The organism is Arthrobacter sp. FW306-2-2C-D06B (assembly GCF_021789175.1).
Lineage (GTDB): Bacteria > Actinomycetota > Actinomycetes > Actinomycetales > Micrococcaceae > Arthrobacter.
In genome coordinates this window covers 4,055,892-4,073,587 of sequence record NZ_CP084560.1, presented here as the reverse complement: position 1 = coordinate 4,073,587, position 17,696 = coordinate 4,055,892, and the positions used below count along the sequence as shown (strand labels likewise).

Here is a 17,696-nt window from a genome sequence, read left to right as displayed (position 1 = left end):
GATGATTCGTCAAAGTTGAGCATAGTAGACTCAACTTTGAGAAACAGTCGTCTTCCCGAGAGGAGCTCTTCCATGGACGTCAAATTCACCACCAAGAGCCAGGAGGCTCTTTCCGCGGCGGCCATGAACGCCTCCACCGCCGGAAACCCGCAACTTGAGCCGGCCCATCTGCTCAAGGCACTCATGGACCAGCGCGAGGGCGTCGCCGTGGCGCTTTTGCGCGCCACTGGAGCGGACCCGGATGCCGTGAGCGTGCAGGCGAGTTCGGCCATCAAGGCCCTGCCGTCGTCGTCGGGCAGTTCCGTACAGCAAGCGCAGCTTTCCCGTCCTTCGATGCAGGCCATCCAGGCCGCCCAGAACGAGGCGGAAAAACTCGGTGACTCCTTCGTGTCCACTGAGCACCTCCTTTTGGGGCTCTCCGCCGGAAGCGACGCCGTAGGGAAGCTACTGCGCGACGCCGGCGCCTCCCACGAAGCGCTCCTCGCCGCCCTGCCGGGTGTCCGCGGCGATCGGAAAGTCACCTCGCAGGACCCGGAAAACACCTTCCAGGCGCTCGAGAAGTACGGCACGGACCTCACGGCGGTCGCGCGCTCCGGCAAGCTGGATCCCGTGATCGGTCGGGACAGTGAAATCCGGCGGGTCGTCCAGGTCCTCAGTCGCCGCACCAAGAACAACCCAGTGCTCATCGGGGAACCCGGCGTCGGCAAGACCGCCGTCGTCGAAGGCCTCGCCCAACGCATGGTGGCTGGCGACGTCCCGGAAAGCCTGCGGGGCAAGACCCTCATCGCCCTGGACCTCGCATCCATGGTGGCCGGCGCGAAGTACCGCGGTGAATTCGAGGAACGGCTCAAGGCCGTGCTGGAAGAGATCAAGAACTCCAACGGGCAGATCGTCACGTTCATCGACGAAATCCACACTGTGGTGGGCGCCGGCGCCAGCGGTGATAGCGCCATGGACGCAGGCAATATGCTCAAGCCCATGCTGGCCCGCGGCGAGTTGCGTCTCATCGGCGCCACCACACTGGACGAGTACCGCGAGAATGTCGAGAAGGACCCTGCACTGGAACGCCGCTTCCAGCAGGTCTACGTGGGCGAGCCAAGCGTGGAGGACACCATCGGCATCCTGCGCGGCCTCAAAGAGCGTTACGAGGCCCACCACAAGGTGGCGATCGCAGACTCCGCCCTCGTGGCCGCGGCCACGCTCTCCAACCGCTACATCTCGGGCCGTCAGTTGCCGGACAAGGCGATCGACCTCGTGGACGAGGCCGCGTCCCGTCTGCGTATGGAAATCGACTCGGCTCCCGAGGAAATCGACCAGCTCCGCCGGGCCGTGGACCGCCTCACCATGGAGGAGTTGGCCCTCGAACGGGAGACTGACGCCGCCTCGGTGGAACGCCTCGCAGCCCTCCGCGCGGACAAGGCGGACAAGCAAGAAGCCCTGTCGGCGCTGAACGCCCGTTGGGAAGCCGAGAAGGCCGGGCTCAACCGTGTCGGCGACCTCAAGGCGAAAATCGACGAACTGCGTTCGGCCGCCGAAAAGAACCAGCGCGAAGGCGACCTTGAAGCTGCCTCGCGCATTCTCTACGGCGAACTGCCCGCATTGGAGCGTGAGCTCAGTGCGGCAGCCGAGGAAGAGTCCGCCCGGGAAGCGCGCGGTGAAGCGAAGCCCGCCCTGATGGTCGCAGAGGAAGTCACGGCGGACGATATCGCCGAGGTCATTTCTGCCTGGACCGGAATCCCCGCCGGCCGCATGCTGCAGGGAGAATCCCAGAAGCTGTTGCACATGGAAGAGGAGCTCGGAAAGCGGCTGATCGGCCAGATCAAGGCCGTGGCCGCGGTATCCGATGCCGTCCGCCGGGCCCGCGCGGGCATCAGCGACCCGAACCGCCCCACGGGCTCGTTCCTCTTCCTGGGCCCCACCGGCGTCGGCAAAACCGAGCTCGCCAAGGCGCTCGCTGACTTCCTCTTCGACGACGAACGCGCCATGGTGCGGATCGACATGTCCGAGTACGGGGAGAAGCACTCCGTGGCCCGGCTGGTCGGTGCCCCTCCCGGATATGTGGGCTACGAGGAAGGCGGTCAGCTGACTGAAGCGGTCCGCCGCCGCCCGTACTCCGTGATCCTGCTCGACGAGGTGGAGAAGGCCCACCCGGAAGTGTTCGACATCCTCCTGCAAGTGCTCGACGACGGTCGCCTCACCGACGGGCAGGGCCGCACCGTGGACTTCCGGAACACCATCCTGGTGCTGACCTCCAACTCGGGCAGCCAGTTCCTGGTGGATCCGACCCTGGACGCCACGGCGAAGCGAAATGCGGTCATGGCAGTGGTCAACGCGTCCTTCAAGCCGGAGTTCCTCAACCGACTCGACGAGATTGTCCTGTTCGATCCGCTTAGCGTGGACGAACTTGCCAGGATCGTCGAGCTGCATGTGGACGAGCTGACCAAGCGGCTGCACGACCGCCGACTCACCCTTGAGGTCAGCGACGGCGCCCGTGCCTGGCTCGCGATGTCCGGTTACGATCCGGCGTACGGCGCCCGTCCGTTGCGACGGCTGGTCCAACGCGAGATCGGCGACCGCTTGGCCAAGGAGATCCTCGCCGGAGAGATCGCGGACGGCGACACGGTGCTGGTGGATACGGCGGCCGACGTCGACGAACTCACGATCGAGGGGCTCGAAGCTTTGACGGGTCCCGACGGCGGGGCTCCGGCGGGTAGTGGCCTGACGGTGAGGCGGAAGGAGTAGCTACTTTTGCAGCACCGATTCCTTGAGCGTGTTTCCCGAGTTCACCACGATGAAGCAGTCCACGCGGCGGTCGCCGTTGTCCCAGCTCGTGGCGCTCGGGTACACGTTCTGCTGCAGGAGCGCGTACTTCGTGGAGGCCTCGTTGAGCATCAGATCACGGCAGATTTCGCGGCCTTTGTCGCGCAAGGCAGTGGCACCAGGGAAGGTGTCATCAGCCTTGTACCGGAAGATGGCGCCCAGCTGGGCAGAGTGGTCGGTGGTGCAGTCCACCACTTTGGACTTGGTGGCGTTGGAGTCGAAATCGGCGAAGCAATCGCCCAGCTGGTAGTCCTTTGCCTCGACGTCGGCCGGAAGGGGGCCGCGGCTGGTGGACGTGGCCGGGACCGGGGTGGAAGCGGCCACCGGACGGTTGGCCAAGGCCCCAACGAGGATCCAGATCACTACCCCGATGAGGATCAATACAGCCAGCACAATGCCGCCAATGATGAGCCGATACCGCGTTATGGCGTCCAAGGCAGTCCGCAGGGTCCCTGAACCAGGGTCTACCGGCGACTCGTTGTCGCCTGTACCGTTGTTGCCCGGGATCGTGTTGTCCTGGCCCATGTCTGAGTTTGCTGCCTTTCCTGCGTGCGGCCCGATAATAGGGCGACTCTACCCAAGTTTTTCATGCCGACGGACGGTGATGCTGCCTTGTGGAAGTGTGACGCCGCTTTCGCGGGGTCGTGGCAAGCAGTTGCTCCGGAAAGCATGTAATCTAGACATACGACAAATTGACCAAACATTCCGGGGCCTCACCGATCGCCAAGGTGACCACCTCCGGTCCAAGTACAAAAGGGGGTCACGCCATGGGGCGCGGCCGTCAAAAGGCAAAAGCTACCAAGCAGGCTCGGGACATCAAGTACTATTCCCCGAACACTGACTATTCGGCCCTTCAGCGCGAGCTGACTGGGCCATCAAGTCGTGCGACGAGCCGATTCGCGGACGATCCGCCGGAGCCGGATTACTCGGCTTACGAGGACAAGTACGCACAGGACTTGGAAGACGATGACGACGAGGTAGACACCCGCCGTATCGGATAGCTGTAGCAACAAACAGGTGCCTTTCGGCATCGAGTTGCGTACCGCCGTCGTACACGAAGCGATTTGGCATCCCCAGATGCCTCCTAAAACGATCGAGCCCGTAGGGCGCGCCATGATTGGCGCGCGCTACGGGCCTTTTTCGTTTCCTTTTTACGATCGATTGCTCCATAACAGGCGTTTTGAGGCTCGAAAACGACAGTTACGGAGCAATCGATGAGGGTCGAGAGATTGGCAACCCGCGGCATGAGCGGACCAAGGCGTTTTTGTCGGCAGTTCTGTAGGTGTTGATAGTGCGCTCTCGAAAGTTGTTGACAGAATGCGTTAGTGACGGCTAACGTATTAACCATGCTCGACCCACTGGAAGTTGCCGCGGAGCCGAACAGGCGGCGTCTGTTGCACATGCTTGCGGCGGGTGAGCGCACCGTGACGGAGTTGGCAGCCGAATTCACGGTGAGCAGATCCGCCATCTCGCAGCACTTGTTGTTGCTGGAGCAGGTAGGCCTCGTTGCTGCCCGCAAAGAAGGACGCAACCGCTTCTACCGCTTGGACAATGCCGGCATGAGGGAACTGCGGATGCTTTTTGAGCAGTTCTGGACCGCTGAGCTGGACATGCTCCTCGCTGACGCACAAAACTTCACCACCGACCGACTTCAAACAACAGAGGAATCACCATGATTTACGACAAGACCGTTCTTCTTCCCCTCAACGTGGACCAGGCGTTCGAACTCATCACGCAGCCTGCACGCCTCCGCCGCTGGCAGACCGTTGCCGCACGCGTCGACCTGAAGGTCGGGGGCGAGTACCGCTGGACCGTCACTCCGGGCCACCACGCGGCCGGAACCTTCACCGAAATCGAACCGGGCAAGCGCGTGGTCTTCACGTGGGCCTGGGAGCAGCCGGAGGCCCCGGCGGACAACGTCTCCACCGTCGCCATCACCCTTGAGCCGGCCGACGGCGGGACCACAGTGCGCTTCGTGCACGAAGGCCTTCCGACGCCGGAAGCCGTCGCCGCCCACTCCGAGGGCTGGAACCACTACCTCGACCGTCTCCTCGCCGAGGCCTCCACGGGCGACGCCGGTGCCGACGAATGGGCCGCTGCCCCCGCCGATCTCAACGAACTCACCTCTGCGGACGCCACGCTTGCCATCGTGCAGCGCGTTCTGGCGCACGTCACCGAAGCCGACACGCAGACCCAGACTCCGTGCGCCGACTTCAACGTCTCGCAGTTGCTTGACCACCTTGCCGGATCCATTGGCGGCATCGCCAAGGCCTTGGGCGCCGAAGTGGCCGACGACGCCGGAAAGTCGCCTGAGGTGCGCATCGCCGACCTCGCCCAGCCCACGCTGGAAGCTTTCTACCGCCGCGGCCTCGAAGGCACCATCGACATGGGCTTCGCGGAGCTACCGGCCACGATGGTCGCCTCCATCCTCAACCTCGAGTTCCTGGTCCACGCTTGGGACTTCTCCAAAGCCCTGGGCCTCGAGGTGTCGGTTGCGGATGAGCTCACTGACTACGTCGAGGTCCTCGCGCAGAACACCATCAGCGAGCAGGTCCGCGCAAGCGGCAGCTTCGCCCCGGCCCAGGAAGTCGCCGAGACGTCATCCAGCCTGGAGCGCCTGGTCGCTTTCACGGGCCGGACTGTTCACGCATAGAGCGTCCCTGACGGGGTCCGTCCGCGCCGGCTGTTGTCAGTGTCGGACCCCCGTACTACTTTGAACGTGGTATCCGCTGGCGTAAGCCGGCTACTCAACGAAGGGATAGCAATGCCGCAGGTTGATAGCTACAAGCAGGGAACTCCGTGTTGGGTGGACCTGTCGTCGTCGGACATCGAGGCTTCCAAGGCCTTCTATGGCGAACTGTTCGGCTGGGAATTGGACGCGATGGATGCCGGCAACGGCGGCACTTACTACATGGCCAAGCTGCAGGACCGCTACGTAGCGGGCATGATGCAGCAGATGCCGGACATGGCTGCGGCCGGTGCACCGTCCTACTGGGCCAACTACCTCGCCGTCGATTCGGTCGACGAAGCCGCTGAGCGCGCGACGGCGGCCGGCGGCAACATCCTCTTCCCGCCGGACAGCGTCCCCAACGGGAGCGGCCGGATGTTCTTCGCCGCCGATCCGACGGGTGCGCAGATTGGTTTCTGGGAAGCCGGGAGCCACCACGGCGCCGGGCTGGTCAATGAGCCGGGCACCGTGGTCTGGAGCGAGCTGCAGACAAACGACGTCTCCAAGGCCGTGGCCTTCTACGAGTCCGTAACGGGATGCTCCAGCGAGACGGCCGCGGCCGGCGATCTGCAGGAATACACCCAGTTCGTGGTGGACGGGAAGTCCGTGGCCGGCGCCATGAAGCAGCCCATGGAGGGTATGCCGCCGTTCTGGATGACCTACTTCAATGTCGCCGACGTCAATGAATCCGTGGCGAAGGCCGTGGAACTCGGAGCCCAGGTGTTCGCGCCTGCCTTCGACGTCCCCGGCGTCGGCCGCATGGCAGTCCTCGGCGATCCCGCCGGAGCAGCCTTCAGCGTGATGGCGGGCGAAAGCGCCTAAACAAATCGAGTGCCCACCCAACTGCCGGATCGGCAAGCGGGTGGGCACTCTTTTGCGTTAAGGACTCTTAGGCGTAAGCGTTCACGAGGCGGACGGCGCCGCCGTCGACACCCTTGGCACCCTGGACGTAGTCCGGGCCGCTCTTGATGATCGAGTCGGAGTCCGCAGCCACAGTACCCATGACCCACGACGGGAGGCCGCGCTCGTTGAGGCGGGCCACGGCGGCATCGGCGATTTCGGGGGACACGATGGCCACCATGCCGACGCCGAGGTTGAGCGTGCGCTCGAGGTCGGCCAGCGGAACATTGCCGAGCTCGGAGACAAGCTTGAAGATGGCCGGCAGTTCCCATGTGGCGCGGTCAACCGTGGCCACGAGGCCCTGCGGCAGGACGCGGGCCAGGTTGGCCGCGAGGCCGCCGCCGGTGACGTGGCTGAAGCCGTGGACGGCGCCGGGCGCAGTACCCAGGCCGCTGACCGGGAACGCGCGGGCGAGGTCCAGGCAGTCGGCGGCGTAGACCCGGGTGGGCTCCAGCAGTTCTTCGCCCAGGGTGCGGCCGAGTTCGGAGACCTGACGGTCCAGGGCCCAGCCGGCGTGGTTGATCACGCGGCGAACCAGGGAGTAGCCGTTGGAGTGCAGGCCGGAAGAGGCCATGCCGATCACGACGTCGCCGGCGCGGACGCGGTCCGGGCCAAGCAGGGCGTCGGCTTCGACAACACCGGTAGCTGCACCGGCGACGTCATACTCGTGCTCACCCAGCAGGCCCGGGTGCTCAGCGGTTTCGCCACCCACCAAGGCAGTGCCGGCAACGGAACAAGCGGCCGCGATGCCGCGGACGATGTCCGCGATGCGCTCGGGGACAACCTTGCCGCACGCGATGTAGTCGGTCATGAAGAGCGGCTCGGCGCCGACTACGACGATGTCGTCCACCACCATGCCGACCAGGTCGAAGCCGATCGTGTCGTGGATGTCCATGGCCTGGGCAATGGCGACCTTGGTGCCGACGCCGTCCGTGGACGTGGCCAGCAGGGGCCTCTTGTACGTGAGCAGCTTGGAGACGTCGTACAGGCCGGCGAAACCGCCGACGCCGCCGAGCACGGAGCTGTTGTGGGTCGCCTTGACGGCGTCCTTCATGAGTTCGACGGCGCGGTCGCCCGCTTCGACGTCGACGCCGGCAGACGCGTAGGTGATTCCGGTTGTGTTCTCAGCGGCGGAGGATGCGGAGGTCATACAGACTCTTTCTTATCGGCGTCGGTCAGCAGGTTCTCAAACTCGGCGTCGGGTCCGGGATCGCAGCCCGTGGCGCCGGGCTTGTTGGCCGGGTCGTCCGAGTCCGCGGTCGCGGCTTCGGCGGAGATGCCCGACGTCGGCAGCCCGCCGAGGTCGGTGCGCTCCAGGAGGTTCTTGCCCAGTTTGTCCGAACCCGGAAGCGCGATGGGGTACTGGCCGGTGAAGCAGGCGGTGCAGAGGCGTTCGCGCGGCTGCTGGGTGGCGCCGATCATGCCGTCTTCGGAAATGTAGGCCAGCGAATCCGCTCCGATGGCCTGGGAGATTTCTTCGATGGTGGCACCGTTGGCGATCAGTTCAGCGCGGGACGCGAAGTCGATGCCGTAGAAGCAGGGCCACTGGACGGGCGGGGAGGAGATCTTGATGTGGACGGCTGCGGCACCGGCCTCGCGGAGCATCCGGACGATGGCGCGCTGGGTGTTGCCGCGGACGATCGAGTCATCGACCACCACCACCCGCTTGCCGCGGATCACGGATTCGAGGGCGTTGAGCTTGAGCCGGATGCCGAGCTGGCGCAGGGTCTGCGAGGGCTGGATGAACGTGCGTCCCACGTAGGAGTTCTTGACGAAGCCGTGCGCGAACGGGATGCCGGATTCCTCGGCGTAGCCCACCGCGGCCGGAGTTCCGGATTCCGGAACGGGGATGACGATGTCCGCTACCTGGGTGTTTTCGCGGGCCAACTGGCGGCCCATTTCCACGCGGGATTCGTACACCGAGCGTCCGGCAATCGAAGCGTCGGGGCGCGCAAGGTAGACGTATTCGAAAACGCAACCGGCCGGCGTCGCTTCCGCGAAACGCTGGGAACGGACGCCGTTCTCGTCAATGGCGATGAACTCGCCGGGCTCGATCTCGCGGATGAAGCTCGCACCGACGGTTGCCAGGGCGGACTGCTCCGAGGCGACAACCCAGCCGCGCTCGAGGCGGCCAAGGCACAGGGGACGGATGCCGAAGGTATCGCGGGCCGCGTACAGGGTGCCTTCGTCCATGAACACGAAGCAAAAGCCGCCTCGGATCTTGGGAAGCAGCTCAAGAGCGGTCTGTTCGAGGGTCTTGCCCTCTTCGCCCTCAAGGAGCGCGGTGACCAGTGCGGTGTCCGAGGTGTTGCCCTGCTTCATTTCTCCGGTCAACTGGCCACCGTTGAGCTCGAGGATCATTTCCCGGAGCTCAGCAGTGTTGGTCAGGTTGCCGTTGTGCGCGAGGGCAACGGTGCCGGTGGCTGTTGCGCCCAGGGTGGGCTGTGCGTTTGCCCAGTGGCTTGCTCCGGTGGTGGAGTAGCGGCAGTGGCCGACGGCAAGGTGCCCGGTGAGGGTGTTCAGGGTTGTCTCGTCGAAGACCTGGGACACGAGGCCCATGTCCTTGTAGACATTGATGCGCTTGCCGTCACTGGTAGCAATACCAGCCGATTCTTGTCCGCGGTGCTGCAACGCATACAGCCCGTAATAGGTGAGTTTTGCTACTTCTTCGCCCGGCGCCCAGACCCCGAAGACGCCACAAGCGTCCTGAGGTCCTTTTTCGTCGGGGAGAAGATCATGAGAAAGTTTTCCGTCGCCACGTGCCACTGGTCAATTGTCGCATGATGTTGGCGTGGTACTTTCCCTCACGCGACATTGTGACCGGGATCCTATGCCTCGGCGTCGTCCTCTGTGGGGCCGGGTACGGACTCGACGACGGCACGCCGGGAGCGCCGCACGCTGACCTGGTCGAGGACGAGGGCCGCGATGGCACCCAGGAGCACGCCGCCAGCGGCAAAGGACACCAGGAAGAACCCGAAGACCGCCCCGGTGTCGAAACTCTCGTCGCCTGGGATCCCGTAGGCAACGAACGCGGCAACGACGATGCCGAGCACCGCGCCCAGTCCCATGAAGGGAACGAACTTCGGCGCACGGCGGACCGTGATCCCGCGGCGTTCGGGTGCTCCGTTGTGGGCCGCGGCGTTGTGTGCCGTGCTGTTGTTTGACGTGCCGCTTTGTGACGTGCCGTCGGCGTTCGAGTCCTCAGAAACCATGCCTTCCAGCCTACCGTTTCGAGGAGGTTGGTTTGTGGTCTGAAGTCAGACCATTGACAGATTGATGTGAAGTGGGTCACTATCGATGCGAGCGGTGTCGGCCCGTTCCCCCCTTCCGTTTAGAAAGAGAATAATCATGAGTGATCGTTCTACGGCAGCGAAGGTGCAGGCTGTGCAAGACGCAGATGCTGCGGCCCTCGCCGAGCTTGGCTACAAGCAAGAGCTACATCGCGGCATGTCCGGCTTCTCCAACTTCGCAGTCTCGTTTTCCATCATTTCGATCTTGGCTGGCTGCATTACCTCCTTCAGCATTGCGCTCAAGTCCGGCGGCCCGGCTGCCATCAACGTGGGTTGGCCGATCGTTGGCCTCTTGGTCCTGTGCGTGGCTCTTTCAATGGCCGAGGTTTGTTCGCGCTACCCGACAGCCGGTGGGCTCTATTTCTGGGCCGGCAGGCTCGCCAAACGCAATAAGCGGGCCTGGGCCTGGTATGTCGGCTGGTTCAACTTCCTTGGTGAGGTGGCCGTCACCGCGGCAATCGACTTTGGCTGCGCGACGACAATGATGGCTTTCGCGGCGCTGACTTTCGGCGTCGAGCCCACCGCGGGCGGTACGTTCGCACTGTTCGTCGTCCTGATGATCATCCACGCCCTGCTCAACAGTTTCGGCGTCAAGATTGTCAGTTTCCTGTCCAATGTCTCCGCCTGGTGGCACATTGTGGGCGTCGCGATCATCGTGGCGGCCCTGTGGATCATGCCCACGAGCCACCAGTCCTTCGACTGGACGATGACGGCGTGGCACAACGAAACCGGCTTCACCTTCGGACCGTACGTCTTCCTTATGGGCCTGCTCATGTCGCAGTACACCTACACCGGCTACGATGCTTCGGCCCACGTTGCCGAAGAGACCAAGAACGCAGCCATCGCGGCCCCGAAGGGGATTGTCATGAGCGTGGTCATCTCCATCATTGGTGGCTGGATTCTGCTCTACTCACTCGTCGCGGCGATCCCGGACGGCTCAGAGGAGGGCCTGACCACACTTGGCGCCACGGCAACCGGGTTGCCCCCGGCACAGATTTTCCTGGATGCCCTCGGTAATCCTGGCGTAGCGAAATTCCTGCTCGCTATCGTGGTGGGCGCACAGTTCTTCTGCGGTATGGCGTCCGTGACCGCCAACTCGCGCATGACGTACGCTTTCTCCCGCGACAATGCACTGCCGGGCTCCCGCATCTGGGCCAAAGTCAACGCCCGGAGCGGCACCCCCACAAATTCCATCTGGCTCTGCGTTGGCTGCGCGATTGTGCTCGCCTCACCCGCCCTGTTCAACACAACCGCGTATTTTGCCGTGACGAGCGTCGCCGTCATTGGCCTCTACATCGCGTATATCACCCCGGTGTTGCTCCGCAGGCTCAACAAGAACTTCGTGCCGGGCCCGTGGCACCTCGGGAAATGGAGTCCCGTCATCAACTGGATAGCGATTGTGTGGGTCGCCGTCATCGTGATCCTCTTCGTCCTTCCTCCCGTCGCAGACATCACCATCGACACCTTCAACTACGCGCCTATCGCCGTCGTGGTCGTCTTCCTTCTCGCCACCGTGCTTTGGTACACCACGGGGCGCCGGACGTTCATGACGAGTGCCGAACAGGAGCATCTGACGATCGACGCGGATAAGCTGCTCAACTAGCACAACCATGGGCCGCCGGCGGTTCTTCGCCGGCGGCCTCCCAGCCAGGAAGGTCGCCATGTTCCTCGTTGAACCGATTGAATCCCCCCTACTGGAGACGGTCTTGCTCCCCGCGCGTGGACACATGGCCTTCGAGTCGTGCGTCGAGCACTTGGGATCGGCAATTCAGTTGGGGATCTTCAAAACCGGCGAGCGACTCCCGCCCGAGCGCGACTTGGCCGAGCGTATGCAGGTCTCCCGGGCGACGTTGCGGGAAGCGATCAGCGCACTGCGCGCGGCCGGTTTCGTCACGACCGTCCGGGGGAGGGGCGGCGGAACCATCGTGGAACCGGTCGGCAACGCGCGGCCGCCTGAGCGGCTCGGCAACAAGGACCGGCAGGAGGAAATCAGCGACATCCTCATCTTCCGCTCGGTGATTGAACCCGGGGCCTGCCAGCGGGCGGCCTCGATGCGACTGAGCGAGGATCAGCGCCGGCTTCTGACTGACTCGTTGGCCGAGGTCGAAAACGCGGGTTCACCGGTGGAATACAGGCAAGCGGACGCCCGCCTTCACTTGGCGTTCTCCGCTGTTGCGGGCTCGTCCGAACTCAACAAAGCCAGTACCACCATCCAGACAAAGATCCACGAATTCCTGGCGGAAATCCCCTTTCTGCAGCGGAATATCGAACATTCAAACCAAGAACATCGATTGATAGTGCAGGCCATCCTCGACGGCGAGCCTGCAGCGGCCCGAAGCGTCATGGAATTGCACTGCGAGTCCACTGCCGCACTACTCAAGGGACTACTGAAATGAGCAGCACCATGAACGACATTTCGAACTCCGTGGATAACACAGTTCACCCTCGCAATGACCGTATGCTCACCGTTGAGCAACTCAAGGCACAGATTGGCGAGGGCGCCATCGACACCGTGATTCTCGGCTTCACCGACATGCAGGGCAGGTTGCAGGGCAAGCTCCTTCACGCGCAATTCTTCCTTGATTCCGTCCTCGAGCACGGCACGGAAGGCTGCAACTACCTCCTCGCCGTTGACACGGAAATGAACACCGTGGATGGCTATGACATTTCCTCGTGGGAAAAGGGTTATGGAGACATGCTCTTCGACTTGGATCTGGACACCATCCGGGTCCTTCCCTACCGCGAGGGGAGTGCGCTGATCCAGTGCGATCTGTCCATGACCGACGGCACTCCGGTCTCCGTTTCACCCCGCGCCATGCTCAAGCGCCAGACGGCCAAGGCGGCCGAGCGCGGTTGGAAGGCACTTGCCGGAACCGAGCTTGAGTTTGTGGTCTACAACGACTCATACGAGCAGGCATGGGACCTGGACTATAAGCACCTCACTCCTGCCAACCAATACAACGTGGACTACTCGCTCCTGGGATCCGGCCGCGTGGAGCCCCTGCTTCGGAGGATCCGGAACGAGATGTACTCAGCGGGCATGACCGTGGAATCCGCCAAGGGTGAGTGCAACTTCGGCCAACACGAGATCGCGTTCAAGTACGACGAAGTGGTCACCACGGCGGACAACCATTCCGTCTACAAGACCGCGGCCAAGGACATCGCCCATGACATGGGCCAATCCATTACCTTCATGGCCAAGCCCAACGAGCGCGAGGGCAATTCCTGCCACATCCACCTGTCCCTGCGCGGACTCGACGATGAGCTGGTCTTCTGGGACAAGGCCACAGGCGCCCGCACCAAAACCTACGATCATTTCATCGCCGGTGTGCTGGCCACGATGCGGGAATTCACGCTCTTTTACGCTCCCAACATCAACTCCTACAAGCGGTTCGTCAAAGGCTCTTTCGCCCCGACCGCGGTCGCCTGGGGCCTCGACAACCGCACCTGCTCGGTGCGCCTCGTGGGGCATGGTCAAAGCGCGCGGCTGGAAAACAGGCTGCCGGGTGGCGACGTCAACCCGTACTTGGCATTGTCGGCCATGCTGGCCGGCGGGCTCTACGGAATCGAAAACGAACTCGAACTCGAGGCCGCAACGATGGGCAACGCCTACACCTCTGGAGCTCCCACCGTGCCGACGACGATGCGGGAAGCGCGGGATCTGTTCGCCAACTCCGTGATCGCCAAGGAAGTCTTCGGTGAGGAAGTAGTGCGGCACTACGTCAACTACGCCGACGTCGAACTGGCAGCTTTTGAGTCCGCCATCACGGACTGGGAGCTACGCCGCGGGTTTGAAAGGCTGTAGCGGAAATGACTCGGAATCAGACGCCTGCCCCAGATCCAGGTTCGAGCCCACGGCCTCGGATCGCCCTGACCACCTATCTGCAAGACGCGAAATGGGGGGTTTGGGATGCGCGGGCAGCGGTGCTGCCGGCGGCATATTTGGAAGCCGTCGTGGCGGCCGGCGGCACCCCTCTTCTTCTGCCGCCTATCGGCACGGATACCTCGGTGCTTGACCTCGTCGATGGCCTGATTGTGGTGGGCGGATCCGACGTCGACCCCGGAAATTACGACGCCGAGCCTCACCCAAGCACCCGCAGCCAGCCCGCACGGGACGAGCACGACATCGCCTTGACGCTGGCCGCACTGGAGAAGGGGGTTCCTCTGTTTGCCATCTGCCGCGGCGCGCAAATCCTGAACGTGGCCTTGGGCGGAAACCTTATCCAGCACGTGCCGGATGTGCTTCCCGACGCCAACTACCAACCCGCTTCTGGGGTTTATGGCGAAGTCCAGTTCGGTACCCGGCCGGGGAGCATTATCGCCGAACACCTGGGCGAGCGGGCATCGGCGCCTGTTTATCACCACCAGATTCTCGACCGGGTTGCCGAAGGCCTGTGCGTCACGGCGTACGCGGCGGACGGCACGATCGAGGCCGTCGAGTCGACCCAAGGAAGCTGGGCGTTGGGCGTTCAATTCCACCCTGAACAAAATCGTTCCGACGTGCGCCTCTTTCAAGGATTCATCGAGGCCGCCAGAAGGTACCGGGACGGCGAACTTTACGCTGAGCGCCTCGACCCATCCACGGAATTCAAACCGACAGAAACGAGCTGGGCGTGAGCGCCACAACTTTTGACATCATCAATCCGGCCACCGAGGAATTCCTTCAAACCGTTGAACTGGCATCCCTGGCCGAGACCGACGCACTGATTGCCCGCGCGGCTGGCGCCTTTGAGACCTGGCGGAAGGTGTCGCCGTCGGACCGGGCACTGCTCTTGCGCCGGTTCGCGGCCGCCGTCGACGCCGATCTGGAAAACCTCGCACGACTGGAAGTCCGCAATTCGGGACACACGGTCGGCAACGCCCGCTGGGAAGCGGGCAATGCGCGCGACGTCATCAGTTACTACTCGGCGGCTCCTGAACGGCACTTCGGGCGGCAGATCCCCGTTGCCGGAGGCCTCGATGTGACCTTCCACGAGCCGTTGGGCGTCGTCGGCATTATTGTGCCGTGGAACTTTCCCATGCCGATTGCGGCGTGGGGCTTCGCTCCGGCGCTCGCGGCAGGCAACACGGTGGTACTCAAGCCTGCGGAACTTACGCCCCTGACGGCGATGAGGCTGGGTGAGCTCGCGCGCGAGGCCGGCCTGCCCGACGGCGTGCTGACCATCATCCCGGGGAAGGGCTCCGTGGTGGGGGCGCGCTTCGTGACCCACCCCGCGGTGCGGAAGGTCGTCTTTACCGGGTCTACCGGGGTTGGCAAGCAGATCATGGCCGGTTGTGCCGATCAAGTGAAGCGGGTGACGCTCGAGTTGGGTGGCAAGAGCGCGAACATTGTGTTCGCCGACGCCGACCTTCAGGCCGCCGCCGCCGCAGCGCCCGGTGGTGCGTTCGACAATGCCGGCCAGGACTGCTGTGCAAGGTCCCGGATCCTGGTGGAAAAGTCCGCCTACGATGCTTTTCTTGAGCTTTTGGAGCCCGCTGTTCGGGCTGTCAAAGTCGGCGACCCGGCTGACGAAAGTACCGTCATGGGGCCGTTGATTTCCGCCCGGCAAAGGGAAACCGTCGCGGGCTTTGTGCCCTCGGGAGCGCCCATAGCCTTCCAGGGCGAGGTGCCCGAAGGGCCGGGTTTCTGGTTCCCGCCCACTGTCCTGGCCCCCGACTCCTTTGACGACCCGGCGGTGCGTGAGGAGATCTTCGGACCAGTCGTCGTCGTCGTTCCCTTCAACGACGAGGCGGACGCCGTCCGGATTGCCAACGACACCGAATACGGCCTCTCCGGATCCATTTGGACCCAGGACATTGGCCGGGCCCTGCGCGTGGCCCGCGGAGTGGATGCCGGAAACCTCTCGGTGAACTCGCACTCCTCAGTCCGGTATTCGACGCCGTTCGGCGGCTTCAAGCAATCGGGCCTGGGCCGCGAGCTGGGTCCTGACGCGCTCGATTCCTTCAGCGAAGTAAAGAACGTCTTCATCGCGCACTGAACCCACCAAACTTCGGACCCCATCATTCAAGGAGAGATCACCATGACCGAATTCATTTCAAACCGACTCAAGGACCGCACAGCCGTCATCACCGGAGGCGCCAGCGGGATCGGCCTGGCCACGGCAAAGCGTTTCGCCTCGGAGGGTGCCAACGTGGTCATCGCCGATATCGATCCGGCAGCTGGAGAAGCGGCCGCGGCCGCCGTCGATGGCATCTTCGTGAAGGTCAACGTCACGGATGAGCAGGAAGTCATCGACCTCTTCGCCGCCGCCAAGAGCCACTACGGCAGCGTGGATATCGCCTTCAACAACGCCGGCATCTCGCCGCCGGACGACGCATCCATCCTGGACACCGGAATCGATGCCTGGCGCCGGGTCCAGGAGGTAAACCTGACGAGCGTCTATTACTGCTGCAAATACGCGCTGCCGTACATGTTGGAACAGGGCAAGGGCTCGATCATCAACACCGCGTCCTTCGTGGCCGTGATGGGCGCGGCAACTTCGCAGATCTCCTACAGCGCTTCCAAGGGCGGCGTGCTGGCAATGACCCGCGAGCTGGGCGTCGAATTCGCGCGCAAGGGTGTGCGGATCAACGCATTGTGCCCCGGACCGGTCAACACTCCGCTGCTGAAGGAACTCTTCGCCTCCGATCCGGAGCGGGCAGCGCGCCGCCTGGTCCACGTGCCCTTGGGGCGTTTCGCCGAGCCCGAAGAACTGGCCGCTGCGGTGGCCTTCCTGGCAAGCGACGACGCCTCGTTCATTACCGCGTCGACCTTCATGGTTGACGGCGGCATCTCGGGAGCCTACGTCACCCCGATCGACTAGTATCCATCGATTGCTCCGTGTCGATTGCCCCGCCGGTTCCTGACCTTGGGTGGGCCCACGCCGGCGAGGGCCCCGACCTGTGGGCCCACGCCGGCGAGGGCCCCGGCCTGAGCTTGCGAAGGTTGGGAGCCGGTGGGGACTTGCGAAGGTTGGGAGCCGGTGGGGAGCAATCGACGCGTTAGCTTCCCCGATACGTCGAGAACGCGAAGGGGCTGAGCAGGAGCGGTACGTGGTAGTGCTCGCCGGCGTCGGACACGGTGAAGCTCAAGTCCACTTCCGGGAAAAAGGTGTCCACGCCCTGTGCCTTGTAATACGGACCTGTTGCGAAGTTCAGGCGGTAGCTGCCGCCGTCGACCCTTTCAGGACCCAGGTCCTTGATCCGGCCGTCCTCGTCGGTGGTGCCGGTAGCGACGTGCCTCCAGTTGTCTCCGTCGCGCACGGAGAGAACGACGGCGACGCCGGCCGCCGGCCGCCCGGAACCGGTGTCCAGGATGTGGGTGGTTATCTGGGAAACGCTCATTTGCTGGACACTCCTTCGGTGCTTGCGCTGGCTTCGCTGATCACGCCGGCAAGGCGCAGCAACGCGATTTCGCGCAACTGGCCCGCCACGATGACGTCTTCTTCTTCAGCGGTGTGGTTCAGGCGCTCTTGGAGGGAGGCCAGGATTTCCTTGGCTGTCCGGCCCGCGGCGCGAATCAGGAAGACGCGGCCAAACTTGGACTCGTACTCACGGTTGCCTTCGGCCAAAGCGGTGACGACGCCGTCATCGCCGGGGTCGACGCCCGCCTGTTCGGAGCGGGACATCGCGGCTTCCGTGGTCTGGGCATTGGGCCGTTCGCCGATCCGGGGGTGATGGGCCATTGCAGCGGCCACTTCGTCCGAGGTGAAGGGCTCTGCGGTTTCCCGGGCGAAATCTAGCAAGGAGTCCAAGCCGCTGAAGGGGCGCGCATCTGCGACCTGCTCCACCCAACGCTGGATATCGAGGCATGGGCGGAGGACGTCGATGGCGTCCGCACGGTCCACGCTGTTGAATACTTCAAGCTGCATGCTTGTTCATTCCTCGTGCGAGTGCTGGCATCCATGGTGTTGGCTATGCGGAACTCCGGCGAATCCTGCCGGATGGACCTGCGCGCCTCCGCGCCCCAGGCCTTCCAC

Annotated in this window: 17 protein-coding genes; 11 read left to right on the top strand and 6 right to left on the bottom strand. The window is 63.7% G+C overall.

Features of this window, described 5'->3' with window-relative positions; all coding sequences use genetic code 11:
- The first annotated feature begins 72 nt into the window (after positions 1-72).
- A complete protein-coding gene (gene clpB / locus LFT47_RS18955) occupies positions 73-2,742 on the top strand; it encodes an ATP-dependent chaperone ClpB (RefSeq protein ID WP_236813117.1) in 2,670 nt (889 codons plus the stop codon).
- Here clpB and LFT47_RS18950 read toward each other — a convergent pair whose 3' ends face one another.
- Positions 2,743-3,345, bottom strand: a complete 603-nt coding sequence (locus LFT47_RS18950; protein WP_236813115.1) for a septum formation family protein — start codon at positions 3,343-3,345, stop codon at positions 2,743-2,745.
- A gap of 242 nt (positions 3,346-3,587) precedes the next feature.
- On the opposite strand from LFT47_RS18950, the gene LFT47_RS18945 reads away from it, so the two are divergent.
- The 4 genes from LFT47_RS18945 to LFT47_RS18930 all read left to right on the top strand — a co-directional run bounded on the left by LFT47_RS18945 (position 3,588) and on the right by LFT47_RS18930 (position 6,370).
- Positions 3,588-3,821 carry a DUF3073 domain-containing protein gene (locus tag LFT47_RS18945; protein ID WP_028265518.1) on the top strand — a complete coding sequence of 78 codons (234 nt, stop codon included), beginning with the start codon at positions 3,588-3,590 and terminating at the stop codon, positions 3,819-3,821.
- A gap of 345 nt (positions 3,822-4,166) precedes the next feature.
- Positions 4,167-4,496 (top strand): ArsR/SmtB family transcription factor, encoded by a 330-nt coding sequence (locus LFT47_RS18940; RefSeq protein WP_236813114.1) that lies wholly within the window; start codon positions 4,167-4,169, stop codon positions 4,494-4,496.
- Entirely contained in the window at positions 4,493-5,473 is a 981-nt protein-coding gene (locus LFT47_RS18935; protein WP_236813112.1) for a TIGR03086 family metal-binding protein, read from the top strand. The genes LFT47_RS18940 and LFT47_RS18935 overlap by 4 nt, the downstream gene beginning before the upstream one ends.
- Positions 5,474-5,584: 111 nt before the next feature.
- A complete protein-coding gene (locus LFT47_RS18930; protein WP_236813110.1) occupies positions 5,585-6,370 on the top strand; it encodes a VOC family protein in 786 nt (261 codons plus the stop codon).
- Between the two features lie 67 nt (positions 6,371-6,437).
- Here the strand turns inward: LFT47_RS18930 and purM are convergent, their stop codons facing one another.
- From purM to LFT47_RS18915, 3 genes are all read right to left on the bottom strand, one after another.
- Positions 6,438-7,598 carry a phosphoribosylformylglycinamidine cyclo-ligase gene (gene purM, locus LFT47_RS18925; RefSeq protein ID WP_236813108.1) on the bottom strand — a complete coding sequence of 387 codons (1,161 nt, stop codon included), beginning with the start codon at positions 7,596-7,598 and terminating at the stop codon, positions 6,438-6,440.
- Entirely contained in the window at positions 7,595-9,214 is a 1,620-nt protein-coding gene (gene purF / locus LFT47_RS18920; protein ID WP_078107476.1) for an amidophosphoribosyltransferase, read from the bottom strand. The genes purM and purF overlap by 4 nt, the downstream gene beginning before the upstream one ends.
- Positions 9,215-9,276: 62 nt before the next feature.
- On the bottom strand, positions 9,277-9,660 hold the full coding sequence (locus tag LFT47_RS18915) for a hypothetical protein (protein ID WP_236813106.1): 384 nt from the start codon (positions 9,658-9,660) through the stop codon (positions 9,277-9,279).
- Positions 9,661-9,796: 136 nt separating this feature from the next.
- On the opposite strand from LFT47_RS18915, the gene LFT47_RS18910 reads away from it, so the two are divergent.
- Genes LFT47_RS18910 through LFT47_RS18885 form a run of 6 tightly spaced genes read left to right on the top strand, consistent with a single transcriptional unit; the run spans position 9,797 to position 16,541 of the window.
- Positions 9,797-11,341 carry an amino acid permease gene (locus tag LFT47_RS18910; RefSeq protein WP_236813104.1) on the top strand — a complete coding sequence of 515 codons (1,545 nt, stop codon included), beginning with the start codon at positions 9,797-9,799 and terminating at the stop codon, positions 11,339-11,341.
- Between the two features lie 58 nt (positions 11,342-11,399).
- Entirely contained in the window at positions 11,400-12,134 is a 735-nt protein-coding gene (locus LFT47_RS18905; protein WP_236813102.1) for a FadR/GntR family transcriptional regulator, read from the top strand.
- Positions 12,131-13,543, top strand: coding sequence for a glutamine synthetase family protein (locus tag LFT47_RS18900; RefSeq protein WP_272909596.1), 1,413 nt, complete (start codon positions 12,131-12,133; stop codon positions 13,541-13,543). Before LFT47_RS18905 ends, LFT47_RS18900 begins: the two co-directional genes overlap by 4 nt.
- A gap of 5 nt (positions 13,544-13,548) precedes the next feature.
- On the top strand, positions 13,549-14,355 hold the full coding sequence (locus LFT47_RS18895; protein WP_236813100.1) for a gamma-glutamyl-gamma-aminobutyrate hydrolase family protein: 807 nt from the start codon (positions 13,549-13,551) through the stop codon (positions 14,353-14,355).
- Complete coding sequence (locus LFT47_RS18890; RefSeq protein WP_236813098.1) at positions 14,352-15,716, top strand: aldehyde dehydrogenase family protein; 1,365 nt, start codon at positions 14,352-14,354, stop codon at positions 15,714-15,716. The genes LFT47_RS18895 and LFT47_RS18890 overlap by 4 nt, the downstream gene beginning before the upstream one ends.
- Positions 15,717-15,758: 42 nt before the next feature.
- Entirely contained in the window at positions 15,759-16,541 is a 783-nt protein-coding gene (locus LFT47_RS18885) for a 3-oxoacyl-ACP reductase (RefSeq protein ID WP_236813096.1), read from the top strand.
- Positions 16,542-16,719: 178 nt separating this feature from the next.
- Here the strand turns inward: LFT47_RS18885 and uraH are convergent, their stop codons facing one another.
- The gene (gene uraH / locus LFT47_RS18880; RefSeq protein ID WP_236813094.1) at positions 16,720-17,061 is read right to left on the bottom strand and encodes a hydroxyisourate hydrolase; all 342 of its coding nucleotides are present in this window, start codon (positions 17,059-17,061) and stop codon (positions 16,720-16,722) included.
- Positions 17,058-17,588: a 2-oxo-4-hydroxy-4-carboxy-5-ureidoimidazoline decarboxylase gene (gene uraD / locus LFT47_RS18875; RefSeq protein WP_236813092.1), complete on the bottom strand. Its 531-nt coding sequence runs from the start codon at positions 17,586-17,588 to the stop codon at positions 17,058-17,060. Before uraD ends, uraH begins: the two co-directional genes overlap by 4 nt.
- Positions 17,589-17,696 lie beyond the last annotated feature (108 nt).